This is a genomic window from Actinoplanes sp. NBRC 101535 (assembly GCF_030269225.1).
Lineage (GTDB): Bacteria > Actinomycetota > Actinomycetes > Mycobacteriales > Micromonosporaceae > Actinoplanes > Actinoplanes rectilineatus.
This window is the reverse complement of sequence record NZ_BSSY01000001.1, coordinates 736162-748742: the sequence shown is the minus strand read 5'-3', so window position 1 is coordinate 748742 and position 12581 is coordinate 736162. Positions and strand designations below refer to the sequence as shown.

The following is a 12581-nucleotide window of genomic DNA, read 5'->3' as shown; positions in this document are numbered from 1 at the left end:
CCCGAGAAGAGACGGCCCACGATGGAGACCGCGGATCAGGTGCCGGGACGGCGCCCGATCGTCTTCACCGTCATGCCGATCTTGCCGATGCTGTAGTACTTCTTGGCGTCGGCCTGCAGCAGGTTCACGCAGCCGTGCGAGCCCCGCCACTTGTCGTGGATGTAGGTGGTGGTCTGGTGGAAGCCCATGCCGCCGATGAACCGCTGCCAGTAGGGCAGCCACACCTCGTACGGGTCCGACCACTCCTTCTTGGTCCGCTTGTTGATCTTGTAGGTGCCGGCCGGCGTCCGGTAGCCCTTCATGCCGGTGCGCACCACGGTCGGCTTCAGGTGCACCTTGCCGTTCTTCATGACCCAGCTGGTCTGGTGGGTCAGGTCGACGCAGAAGGTGATGCCCTTCTTCTTGGCCTTGCACTTCGACGTCTTCGTCGAAGCCAGCCGCTTGGCCACGTCATAGGTGGTCGGCCCGGCCAGGCCCTTGGCCGGCTGGATCCCGAACCGCTTCTGGAACTTCACGATCGCGGCACAGTCGGCGGTGGACTGCTTGCCGTCGACCGTAACCGTGCCGTATCCGCCCAGTTGTTTGAGGTAGCCCTCGACCTGCTTCTGGTACTTGCCGGTCGCGCATGACACCGCGGCCGCCTTCGTCACCACGGTCGTCGCCACGGCAGCGGTGACCGGTGCGGACGCACCGGCCCCGGCCGGAGCCAGGGCGACCGCACCGAGACCGCCACCCACCAGCATCGCCATCGCGGCACCGGCGAGGCGGGCGGTAACCCGTCGCACTGCCAACTTCGTCCTCCCCAGGAGTGATGTCCGCACATAGAAGCACAGGCACGCACCTGGTGAGGTATACGAAGGGCGCCGTGACATGAAACCGGTATGTCATCGATGCCCACAAGTCCAGCTTGCAGGGATTTGCCCTAGCGGGGAGTGGCGAAATCCTGCACCCAGTAGGGGGTCCGGTTCTTCCCGAGGGCCAGCCCGACGCCCATTTGCCGCAATTGGCAGTCCAGGATGTTGTGCCGGTGCGACGGGCTCTCCATCCAGTCCCGCATGACCTGGAACGGGCTCCGCTGGCCCCGGGCGATGTTCTCGCCGTACCGCTGCCAGGGATATCCGGCGCCGGTCACCCGCCGACCGGCGTCCGACCCACCGGCCCCCTCGTGCGAGAAGTAGCCGCGCCGGGCCATGTCGGCGGCATGCCGGTTCGCCGCGGCGATCAGCCGCCGGTCCACGGTCAACGGATGGCAGCCGGCCTGCCGCCGGTTCCGGTTGACCAGCGCGAGCACCTGCTGCTGCACCGGCGCCCCCGGGCGGGCGGAGACCGAGGCGCCGGTGACCGCCCGGCGCGAGGCCGCCACCAGAGCGTCCACCGGGTCCGGCAGTCCGGGGCCCCGCCCGGACGGCTCCTCCGGAAGGCCCGGCTCCTCCGGAAGGCCCGGCTCCTCCGGAAGGCCCGGCTCCTCCGGAAGGCCCGGCTCCTCCGGAAGGCCCGGCTCCTCCGGAAGGCCCGGCTCCTCCGGGAGATCCGGCGGCGCCGGGGATTCGATCAGGTCGATCAGCTGCTTGACGCCCGGGCCCACCACGGGCTCCGGGGGCTCCTGCGCCAGCGCCTTCGCCGTGACGCCGCCCGCGACCAGCGTCACGGCGGCCATCCCGAGCACCAGCAAGGGTTTCCGCATGGTCGGTCGATCCCGTCGTCCGCGCGCCCCGGCCGTCCGGGGCGTCCTCCGCCGGGTGACCAACGGGCCGGGCCGGGGGCGGTCACTGCGGTGGTCTCCCGGCCGCCGGGCGACCGGTTCTTCGACGACCGTCATGGTGTACGCCGTGAGCAGCGTGAACACCGCCCCCGCCTGAGCACGTCCGTCGCACACTCGCACAGGGTTCCGGCGTTCTTCCCTCGTTCGGGGTAGCCCACTGAGGCGTTCTTGCCGACTGCTCGGCTGTCCCTGCGCCGCCCCGCCCGTCGCTACGGTTTCGCGGTGCGTAACCGCTACCTGGACATGCTCCGTGCCGTCGCGATCGTCCGGGTGATCGTCTATCACCACTTCGGATGGCCCTGGCTGTCCATCGTGATCCCCGCGATGGGCGTCATGTTCGCCGTGGCCGGCTCGCTGACCGCCGCCTCCCTGCAGAACCGCCCACCCGGCAAGGTCCTCACCTCCCGGATGCGCCGCCTGCTGCCCCCGGTGTGGCTGCTCGGGCTGGTGTCGGTGCCGGTGATGCTGTACTTCGGCTGGGCCTCCGAGACGGACGGCGAGCACCCGTTCGAGCCGTGGCGCCTGGTGTTCTGGCTGTTGCCGCTCGGCGACCCACCCGGCAGCGACGAGGGCGCGTTCGTCTGGGACGCGCTCTGGTACGTGCGGACCTATCTGTGGCTGGTGCTGCTCTCCCCGCTGCTGTTCCCGGTGTTCCGCAAGGTCGGCTGGCCGCTCGTCGCCCTGCCGCTGCTGGGCATGACGATGCTGGAGAAGGGCTCGTGGGGCATGCCGGCCGAGGTCGAGTCGGCGCTCTGGGACCTCGTCACGTACGGCGCGTGCTGGATCGCCGGGTTCGCCCACCGGGACGGCCGGCTGGCCCGGATGCACCCGGCCGCGGTGCTGCTGGCCGCCGGGGCACTGGCCGGCCTGGGTCTGAAGTGGCTGGTGCAGAGCAGCGACGAACTGGGCTGGGACCTCAACGAGGTGTCCGAGGCGCAGGCGGTCTACTCGCTGGCGTTCGTGCTGATCGCGCTCCGCTGGCAGCCGCCGATCGAGAAGCTGGCCCGGACACCAGCCGTCGACCGCGCGGTGAACCTGCTGAACGCCCGGGCCGTGACGGTCTACCTCTGGCACGGGGCCGCCATCGCCGCGGTCTGGCCGATCCTGGCCTTCACCAACATGGAGGATCTGGGCTCGCTGGAGGGTCCGGTCACCCTGTCCATCACGTTCGCGGTGACGGCGGCCGCGGTGGTCGCGTTCGGCTGGGTGGAGGATCTGGCCGCCAAGCGCCGGCCGCGGCTGTGGCCGGCGGTGCTCACCCCGCCACCGCCCGCACCGCCGGAGAAGCCGCTCGCCGAGCGGATCGGGCCGATCCCGGCCGGATGGCCCGAGGGGGACCCCGCCCCCGCACCGGGCGGTCCCGCATCCGGCGCACCGGCGCCGGAGACGGAGCGGATCGAGATGCCGGTGGCCGGGCGGCCGGCGGCGGGCTACTACGGGCATCCCGTCGTCGACCAGGAGACCACCGCTCCGGGCGGCCCCGAGGAGCCGTCGGGGCGGCACGCGTACCGGCTGGCCGGGCCGGCCGGGTACCACAACCCGCCGTCCGGCCCGGGTGAGGGCGCCGGGCCGGGATACCGCGGGACGCCCGAGCTCCCCTAGACACCGGTCCCGGCGCGTGGAGGGCGGCTGCGCGCCGGGACCGGTCACGAGCGGTCACGCGTACCCCCGGAGAAGGGCGACCGGGCCGCGCGGCCGGGCCAAGTCGAGAGAAGCTCACAAAATCCGTTTAAATGGTGATTAGCCTGAGCGCGTGGCAGGGCAACGAAGCGATCTTCTGACTCCGGCACGCGGCGTCGCGGTGGTCGCCCTCGTGTTCCGGGCCGGTCCGCTCTACTGCGCGCTCCCCCTCGACGAGGTCGTCGAGACGATGCGCCCGCTGGTCACCCGGCCGCTGGCCGGGACCGCGCCGTACGTCCTCGGGCTGGCCATCCTGCGCGGCGCGCCGTCCCCGGTGATCGACGTGACCCGGCTGCTGACCGGGGTCGAGGGCGAAATCCAACGTTATGTAACGGTTCGTGCCGGACGTGGCACCATCGCGCTGGGCACCGGGCCGGTCCTCGGCGTCCAGGAGATCGAGGTGGAACCGCCGGAGGGACCGTCCGCGCTGTTCAGCGGCGTCTCCAAGTCCCTGATCGCGGCCGTCGGCACGGTCGGCGACGAACCGCTGCTCCTGCTGCACAGCATCAGCGCGGTGCCCGACGAGGTCTGGGAGGCGGTCGGCGACGACGGCGAGGCCGGGTCGTGACCAGCTTCCCGGCCGGGCTGACCCGGTTCCGTGACCTGCTTCAGCAGCGGCTGGGCTGGACCTTCGCGGACGCCGACGTGGGCCAGATGGAGAAGGTGCTGCGCGACCGGGCCGCCGCGCACGAGCTGTCCGAACGGGACTACCTGGACCGGCTGACCGGGCGGCGCTGGGACGCCGAACTGGCGGTGCTCGCCGAGGAACTGAGCATCACCGAGACCTACTTCTTCCGGCACAGCGAACAGTTCCGGGTGGTCGCCGCACGGGTGCTGCCGGAACGGATCCTGGCCCGCAGCGCGCAGCGGGTGCTGCGCCTGCTGTCGGTCGGCTGCTCGTCCGGCGAGGAGGCGTACACGCTGGCCATCCTGGCGACCGAGGCCCGCCCGCACCGGGACTGGATCGTCTCGGTGGTCGGCCTGGACGCCAACCGGCGGCAGCTGCGCAAGGCGAACGCCGCGACGTACTCCGCGTGGTCGCTGCGGGAGACCCCGGACCGGGCCCGGGAGAAGTGGTTCCGGCAGTCGCCCGAGGGTTACCACGTCTCCCCGGAGATCACCGCTGCGGCGCACTTCATGGAGTACAACGTCGCCGACGACGACCCGCAGCTGTGGCAGCCCGGCCGGTACGACGTGATCTTCTGCCGGAACCTGCTGATGTACCTGACCCCGGACGTGGTGACGGCCGTGGTCGGGCGGATGACCCGGTCGCTGGACACCGGCGGTTACCTGTTCCTCGGGCACACCGACTCGCTGGGCAGCCGCCCCGAGGGCCTGGAGGTCCTGCACGAGGCCGGCACGGTGTTCTACCGGCGGCCGGGCGCCGGGCACCAGCACCCGCCGACGGCGTCCCGGCCGGCCCGCCCCGCCCCGGTGGCGAATCCGGCGGAACACTACTCGCGGGCGTTCGCGCTGATGCGTGACGACCGGTTCGCCGACGCCTTGGCGGCGATCTCCGAACCGCCCCCGGCCGGCGTCCGCGAGGTGCTGCTGTACGGCGTCCTGCTGGCCCAGATGGGGCGGCTGGACGAGGCCCGCGCCGCCGCGCACCGGCTGATCGACACCGGCGGCCCGCACCCGGACGGGCACCACCTGCTCGGCGTCTGCCACGAACTGGACTGCGCGGACCAGGCGGTCGGGCAGTACCGGCTGGCGGCGTACCTGGATCCGGCGTTCGCCATGCCGCAGCTGCGGATGGGTCTGCTGGCCCGGCGACGCGGCGACGACCGGGGTGCCGCCGCGCTGCTGCGCACCGCCCAGGATCTGATGCTGCGGGAGAGCGACGACCGGATCGTGCTGTTCGGCGGCGGGTTCAGCCGGATCGCGCTGGTCTCGCTGTGCCGGACCGAGTTGGAGAGCTGCGGGGTGCCCCGGTGAGCGGGGCGACCGTCGGCGACCGGGTCGGGCAGGTCCGCGCCGACTTCAACAGGTCCTTCGCGGAGCCGCTGCGGGTCCTCGACGGCGGGATCGTCGAACTCCTCGCCATCGGGGTGGGCGACCGGCCGTACGTGATCCGCCTGGCCCAGACCGCCGGGGTGCACCCGGACCGCAAGATCACCCCGTTGCCGAGCACCGTCCGCGGGCTGCTCGGCGTGGCGGGCTTCGCCGGCTCGATCGTCCCGGTGTACGACCTGGCCGCGCTGCTCGGCCACCCGAAGCCGGAACGGCCCCGCTGGCTGGTCCTGGCGGCCGGCACCCCGATGCTCGCGCTCGCCTTCCACCAGCTGGACCGGCATGTCCGGGTGCAGTCCGGCGACATGTTGGAGAGCGCCGACGAGGAGAGCGGACAGGGCTGCCTGCAGGGCATGGTCCGGCTGCCCGACGGCAACCGGCCGATCGTGGACGTGCCCGCCACCCGGGCCCTGGTGCACCGGCTCGCGGGACACCAGTTCGACGCAGAACCGCACGCCGTCGCCGAGGAGACCTGATGTTGAACCGCCGTACTTTTGGCAGCAAGCTGGCGATCGGGGTCTCCGTGACCATCGTCCTCACCCTGATCTCGGTGATCACCGCGGTGACAGCACTGTCCCTGGTGGTCAAGGCGAAGGACAAGGTGATCGCCGCCGCGACCGGCAATCTGGCCGGCGCCGAGACGCTGAACCGGTTGATGGAGACCCGTCTCTCCGACTACCGCGGTTACCTGCTGTACGGCACCGACGAGTACAAGCAGCTCACCGAGCAGGACCGCACCTCCTTCCTGAACCAGTTGGAGGAGTTGCGCAACTCCCTCACCGACGGCACCTCGCTGTCCCTGCTGGAACGGGTCGCGACGGCGGAGACCGCACACGCCGCCGGTGTCGCCCTGGTGATGGCCAAACGCGCCGAGGTCAACGACGCGCAGGCGGCGGCCCAGCTCAACGCCGACCAGGTGATACCCCTGCGCAAGACGTTGCAGAGCACGCTCACCGATCTGGTGGCCCGCATCCGGGTGGACGTGGACAACGACCGCGTCGACTCGACCGAACAGGCGGCCATCGCGATCTGGGTGATCATCCTGCTGGGGGCGGTCACCACCGGCAGCGCGATCGTGGTGGCCTGGCGGGTGAGCCGGGACCTGCGCCGGGAGTTGGGAGCGGCGGTCGGGCACATCCAGAGCTCGTCGACCCAGCTGGAGGCCGCCGCGGCACAGCAGGTCAACGGCGGCCGGGACCAGGCCAGCGCGATGAACGAGATCACCACTACGATCAGCGAACTGCTGATCACCTCCCGGCAGATCTCCGAGTCCGCCCAGCGCGTCTCGAAGATCGCCGAGGAGACCGAGGCCGCGGCCCGCACCGGGGACGCCACCATCGACCAGACCCGGGCCTCGATGGGTGCGATCCGTACCCAGGTCGACCAGATCGTGCAGCACATGCTCGCGCTCGGCGAGAAGTCCCAGCAGATCGGCTCGGTCGTCGACCTGGTGTCCGAGCTGGCCGAGCAGACCAACATCCTGGCCATCAACGCCACCATCGAGGCCAGCGGCGCCGGCGAATGGGGGCGGCGGTTCGCCGTGGTGGCCGAGGAGATCCGCAAACTCGCCGACCGGACCGCGGCCTCGGCCAAGGAGATCCGCGCGCTGATCGAGGACGTCCGCGGCGCGGTCAACACCACCGTGATGGCGACCGAGATCGGCGCCAAGGCGGTCGACACCGGCGCCCGTCAGTTCGACGACGCCACCAACAGCTTCCGGGAGATCGTGCAGCTGGTCTCCACCACCAACGACGCCACACGGGAGATCGAGCTCTCCACGAAACAGCAGACCACGGCGGTCGAACAGGTCAACATCGCGGCCTCCGACACCGCCCGGGTGTCCCGCGAGACCGAGTCCAGCGCGGTGCAGACCAAACAGACCGCCGCGCACCTGTCCACCCTCTCCGGCGACCTGCTGGAGCTGGTCGGCACGGCCAAGCGCTGACGGGCCGCCACGATGGCTGACAGCCGGGACCCGCTGCGCTACTTCCGGATCGAGGCCCGGGAGCTGGTCGACCAGATCACCGCCGGAGTCCTCGACCTGGACCAGCGTCCGGGGCCGGAACCGGTCGCCCGGCTGCTGCGGGTGGCGCACACCCTCAAGGGTGCCGCCCGGGTGGTCAAGCAGAAGGACATCGCCGACCGGGCCCACGAGTTCGAGGAGATCCTGGTCCCGCACCGGACCGGTGACCAGCCGCTGGCCGCCGAGGAGATGCGGGAGCTGCTGCGGCTCAACGACGAGATCACCCGGCAGGTGACCGTCCTCGAACAACCCGCGCCGCCGGAGCCGCCCGCGGCCCCCGCCGCCACCCGGCCACCGGAATCCCCGGCCACCCCCGCGGAGTCCACCCGGACCGCCGCCCCACCGCCGGTCCCCGAGGTGATCACGGTGGCGCCGCGGGCCGCCTCGGCCGACCTGGACGAACTGCTCGACGCGATCGGTGAGGCCAACTCCCGGATGGCGCCGCTGCGCGCCGGCTGCAACACCATCGAACGCCTGCACCGGTCCGCCGAGACCCTCGCCGACCAGCTGCGCGCCGGCCGGGGCAGCGCCCCCGGCGTGGCGCGCGCCTCGGCGGAACGGCTCGCCGGGGAGCTGGGCTCGGCCGGCCGGCGGTTCACCGACTCGGTCGACCAGATCGAACGCGAGCTCGACGACGTCCGCGCCAAGGCCGAGGGCCTGCGCCTGGTCCCGGTGGCCAGCGTGATCACCGCGTTGCGGCGGGCGGTCCGCGACGCCGCCGACGCGGAGGGCAAACACGTGCGGTTCGTCGCCCGGGGCGCCGAGATCCGGCTGGGTGCGCACCTGGTCGGGCCGGTCACCGGGGCGTTCCTGCACGTGGTGCGCAACTCGGTGGCGCACGGCATCGAACCCGAGGCGCAGCGGATCGCAGCCGGCAAACCACCCGAGGGCCAGGTCAGCGTGGACGTCGAGCGGCGCGGGCGCAAGGTGGTGTTCCGGTGCACCGACGACGGGCGGGGTTTCGACCTGGACGCGGTCCGGCGGACCGCCCAGGAGCGGGGCCTGCTCGATCCGGGGGCGCCGCCGCCGGACAAGCAGGAGCTGCTGGGCATGGTGCTGCGCGGCGGGATCAGCACGTCGGCCTCGGTGACCGAGGTCGCCGGCCGGGGCATCGGCATGGACGCGGTCCGCGAGGTGGCCGCCCAGCTGCACGGTGAGGTGGACGTCCGCAGCGAACCCGGGATCGGGGCGACGGTCGAGCTGACCGTGCCGCTCACCCTGCTGAGCATGACCGGCCTGGTGGTCGAGGCGGGCGGCACGCTCGCGGTGGTGCCCCTGGACGCGGTACGCGGCTGCGTCCGGCTCAGCCCCGACGAGGCGACCACGGCCTCCGCCACCGGGCGGATCGTCTACGACGACACGGCCACGCCGTTCCTGCCCCTGGCCCAGGCGCTGTACACCGGGGACACCGTGCCGGACTCCCCCGGTGCCGGCGCCGCCGTGGTGATCAAGTCGGACGACGGTCTGGTCGCCATCGGGGTGGACCGGCTCACCGGCACGTCGTCGCTGGTCGCCCGCCCGCTTCCGGAACTCGCGCCGTCCACGGCGGTGATCTCCAGCGTCTCGATCGACGCCGACGGCAACCCGCGGCTGGTCCTCGACCCGCAGGGCCTGGCCGCCGAGATCCGCGGGCACCAGGCCGGCGGTCACCAACCCGCCGCCGCGGCGCCGCCGCTGCCCATCCTGGTCGTCGACGACTCGCTGACCACGCGGATGCTGGAACGCAGCATCCTGGAGTCGGCCGGCTACGAGGTGGACCTGGCCGCCTCCGGCGAGGAGGGTCTGGAGAAGGCGCGGACCCGCCGGTACGGCCTGTTCCTCACCGACATCGACATGCCCGGCATCGACGGCTTCACCTTCGTCGAACGGACCCGGGCCGAACCGGAGCTGGCGGCCGTGCCGGCCATCCTGGTCAGCTCCCGGTCCAGCGCCGCCGACCGGGAACGCGGGCGGGCCGCCGGGGCCAGCGCGTACGTGGTCAAGGGCGAGTTCGACCAGGAGAAGCTGCTCGCCCACATCCGCCGCCTGGTGGTCCGGTCGTGACCCGGGTGCTGATCGTGGAGGACTCCGCGACGATGCGGCACCACCTGCGGGAGGCGCTCGCCACCGACCCGCAGCTCGAGGTGGTCGGCGAGGCGGTCAGCGGCGAACGGGCCGTGGAGATGACCGCCCGGCTGCGCCCCGACGTGATCACCATGGACATGATGCTGCCCGGGATCAGCGGGCTGGCCGCCACCGAGCAGATCATGGCGGAGTACCCGACACCGATCCTGGTCGTCTCGTCCGCGGACCGGCAGGAGCTGTTCAGCACGTACAACGCCCTGGCGGCGGGCGCGGTGGACGTGCTGGAGAAGCCGCGCGGCGACGACTCCGACAACGACTGGCCGCAGCGGCTGCGCAACACGGTCCGGATGGTCGCGCGGATCCGGGTGATCACCCATCCGCGGGCCCGGCTGGGCCGCGGCACCGCCACCCCGGCCGCCCCGCCGCCGGTGCCCACCCCGGCCCCGAACGGGCTCAGCGTGGTCGCGGTCGGCTCGTCCACCGGCGGGCCGGCCGCCCTGACCGAGCTGCTCCGGGCGCTGCCGCCCACCTTCCACACGCCGATCCTGATCGTGCAGCACATCGCCGCCAGCGAGCAGTTCGCGGTGGCGTTCTCCGACTGGCTCGCCGGGCAGACCGCCCGCAACGTGCGGTACGCCGTCGACGGCACCCCGGTCGGCCGGGTCGCCGGTCAGGTGCTGCTCGCTCCCCCGGACCGGCACCTGTACGTCCGTGACCAGCTCCTGCGGCTCAGCGACGGCCCGGCCCGGCACTCCTGCCGGCCCTCGGTGGACGTGCTGTTCGAGTCGGTGGCGTCCGAGTTCGGCGGCAGCGCGGCCGGGTGCCTGCTGACCGGGATGGGCCGGGACGGGGCGGCCGGCCTGCTGCAGATGCGCAACCGGGGGGCTGTCACGTTCGCCCAGGACGAGGGCAGCTGCACGGTGTACGGGATGCCCCGCGAGGCGGCGCTGATCGGCGCGGCGGCCCACGTGCTGCCGCCGGCCCGGATGTCGGCCCGGATCTGCGAGCTGCATCCGTCGGGGGCCCGGCGATGACGCCCACTGTGCTGATCGTCGACGACAGCCTGACCGTACGGATGGACCTGCACGAGGCGTTCTCCGACGACGGGTTCGCGACCATCCTGTGCGCCACCGGGGCGGAGGCCCGGGACGCGTTCACCGCCGGCACGTTCGACGCCGCCGTGCTGGACGTGCTGCTGCCCGACGCGGACGGCCTGGAACTGCTCACCGAGCTGCGGGGCACGCACGGCGAGGTGGTCACCATGCTGCTGTCCAGCGAGAGCGAGGTCTCCGACCGGCTCGCCGGGCTGCGCATCGGCGCCGACGAGTACGTGGGCAAGCCGTACGACTCGGGTTATGTGGTGGCCCGGACCCGTCAGCTGCTCGGGGAGAGCCGTGACAGCGGCGGCGACGCCACCACGATCCTGGTCATCGACGACAGCATGACCTTCCGGGAGCAGCTGCGGGAACTCCTCGAATCCGAGGGGTACGCGGTGCTGACCGCCCCCAGCGGCGAGGACGGCCTGCGGATGGCCGCCGACCGCCGGCCCCAGGCAGTGATCGTCGACGGGGTGATGCCCGGCATCGACGGTGCCACGGTGATCCGCCGGATCCGCCTCGACCCGGCGCTGCGCGACACCCCGTGCCTGCTGATGACCGCCGCCGACGACTACGCCACCGAGATGCAGATGCTCGACGCCGGCGCCGACGCGTTCGTCCGCAAGCAGCAGGACCTGGCGGTGGTGCTGGCCAAACTGGCCGCGGTGCTGCGGCAGAGCGCCGAACAGCTGCCGATCGAGGCGATCGGCAGCCTGCACGGTCCCGGCAAGGTGCTCACCGTCAGCCCGGACCGCGCCGAACTCACCGTCTGGGCCGACGCGCTGCGCGCCGAGGGGTACGACATCGTCGCCGCCACCGGCATCGTCGACGCCCTCGACCTGCTCGCCGCCCAGCCGGTCGACTGCATCGTGATCGGTCTCGACGACGACCTGGACCGGGCCCGCGAGGCCTGCCGCCGGATCCGCGAGGTGCCCCGGGTCGGTGAGCTGCCGGTGGTGATGACCGGCGACGAGACGCAGATGCTGGACTGCCTGGCCGCCGGGGCCGACGACTACGTCCGCCTGATCGACGTGCCGGAGGGTCTGCTGGTGCACGTCCGCGCGCAGATCCGCCGCAAACAGTCGCACGACGAGTCCCGCCGGATCCGCGAGGAACTGATGCGCCGTGAACTGGACGCCACCGAGGAACGCGCGGCCCGGCAGCTGGCCGAGACGCGGGCCGCCCTGGTCGAGGAGCTGGAGTGGCGCAACCGGGAGCTGGAGGCGTTCTCCGGCTCGGTCTCCCACGACCTGCGCGGTCCGCTCCAGGTGATCAGCAGTTTCGCCGAGCACATGCTCGACGAGGAGGACAACGAGAAGCTGGGCGAGCGGACCCGGCACCGCCTGACCCGCATCCACGCGGCGGCGATGCGGATGGCCGACCTGGTCGAGTCGCTGCTGATCCTGGCCCGGGCCAGCCGGGGTGAGCTGCGCCGGGCCGAGTTCGACATGACGACCACCGCCCATCAGGTGTTCGCCGACGTGGCGGCCCGCGACCCGGACCGCCGGGTGGGCCTGCGGGTGCATCCGGGGATGACCGCGGACGCCGACGAGGGTCTGGTCCGGGTGGTCCTCGAGAACCTGATCAACAACGCCTGGAAGTTCAGCCGCAAGGTGTCCGACCCGGAGATCACGGTCGGGGCCGAGGACGGCAAGTTCTTCGTCCGCGACAACGGGGCCGGGTTCCCCAGCGACCAGGCCGGTGAGCTGTTCCGCCCGTTCGCCCGGCTGCACGACGCCCGCGACTTCCCCGGCACCGGCATCGGCCTGACCACGGTGCACCGGGCGGTCGAACGGCACGGCGGCGAGATCTGGGCCGAGTCGGCCGAGGGCGAGGGAGCCACCTTCTGGTTCACCCTGCCCCCGACCGCCGACTTCGCGGGTCAGGACCGCCGCACCGCCCCGCGGCGCACCGCCTGACCCTCCCTCGTGGTGACGCACAC

The 12581-nt window shown here is 72.4% G+C and carries 10 protein-coding genes; 8 read left to right on the top strand and 2 right to left on the bottom strand.

Translation table 11 applies throughout. From position 1 onward, the window contains the following. Positions 1 to 35: 35 nt before the first annotated feature. Together QSK32_RS03195 and QSK32_RS03190 are read right to left on the bottom strand one after the other, a co-directional pair. Positions 36 to 749 carry a L,D-transpeptidase family protein gene (locus QSK32_RS03195; RefSeq protein WP_285471339.1) on the bottom strand — a complete coding sequence of 238 codons (714 nt, stop codon included), beginning with the start codon at positions 747 to 749 and terminating at the stop codon, positions 36 to 38. A gap of 173 nt (positions 750 to 922) precedes the next feature. Further along, entirely contained in the window at positions 923 to 1684 is a 762-nt protein-coding gene (locus QSK32_RS03190) for a CAP domain-containing protein (RefSeq protein WP_285471156.1), read from the bottom strand. Between the two features lie 300 nt (positions 1685 to 1984). Between QSK32_RS03190 and QSK32_RS03185 the strand changes: the two genes are divergently transcribed. The 8 genes from QSK32_RS03185 (at position 1985) to QSK32_RS03150 (ending at position 12558) form a co-directional block, all read left to right on the top strand. Beyond that, on the top strand, positions 1985 to 3364 hold the full coding sequence (locus QSK32_RS03185; protein ID WP_285471155.1) for an acyltransferase family protein: 1380 nt from the start codon (positions 1985 to 1987) through the stop codon (positions 3362 to 3364). Between the two features lie 151 nt (positions 3365 to 3515). Beyond that, positions 3516 to 4010 (top strand): chemotaxis protein CheW, encoded by a 495-nt coding sequence (locus QSK32_RS03180; RefSeq protein ID WP_285471154.1) that lies wholly within the window; start codon positions 3516 to 3518, stop codon positions 4008 to 4010. Then, complete coding sequence (locus QSK32_RS03175) at positions 4007 to 5380, top strand: CheR family methyltransferase (RefSeq protein WP_045746358.1); 1374 nt, start codon at positions 4007 to 4009, stop codon at positions 5378 to 5380. The genes QSK32_RS03180 and QSK32_RS03175 overlap by 4 nt, the downstream gene beginning before the upstream one ends. Continuing rightward, entirely contained in the window at positions 5377 to 5931 is a 555-nt protein-coding gene (locus QSK32_RS03170) for a chemotaxis protein CheW (protein WP_045746359.1), read from the top strand. Before QSK32_RS03175 ends, QSK32_RS03170 begins: the two co-directional genes overlap by 4 nt. Further along, on the top strand, positions 5931 to 7400 hold the full coding sequence (locus QSK32_RS03165; RefSeq protein ID WP_285471153.1) for a methyl-accepting chemotaxis protein: 1470 nt from the start codon (positions 5931 to 5933) through the stop codon (positions 7398 to 7400). Before QSK32_RS03170 ends, QSK32_RS03165 begins: the two co-directional genes overlap by 1 nt. 12 nt (positions 7401 to 7412) lie before the next feature. Continuing rightward, a complete protein-coding gene (locus tag QSK32_RS03160) occupies positions 7413 to 9521 on the top strand; it encodes a hybrid sensor histidine kinase/response regulator (RefSeq protein WP_045746361.1) in 2109 nt (702 codons plus the stop codon). Then, on the top strand, positions 9518 to 10576 hold the full coding sequence (cheB, locus tag QSK32_RS03155; RefSeq protein WP_052721016.1) for a chemotaxis-specific protein-glutamate methyltransferase CheB: 1059 nt from the start codon (positions 9518 to 9520) through the stop codon (positions 10574 to 10576). The genes QSK32_RS03160 and cheB overlap by 4 nt, the downstream gene beginning before the upstream one ends. Next, positions 10573 to 12558 (top strand): response regulator, encoded by a 1986-nt coding sequence (locus QSK32_RS03150; protein WP_045746362.1) that lies wholly within the window; start codon positions 10573 to 10575, stop codon positions 12556 to 12558. Before cheB ends, QSK32_RS03150 begins: the two co-directional genes overlap by 4 nt. The last annotated feature ends 23 nt before the right edge of the window (positions 12559 to 12581 follow it).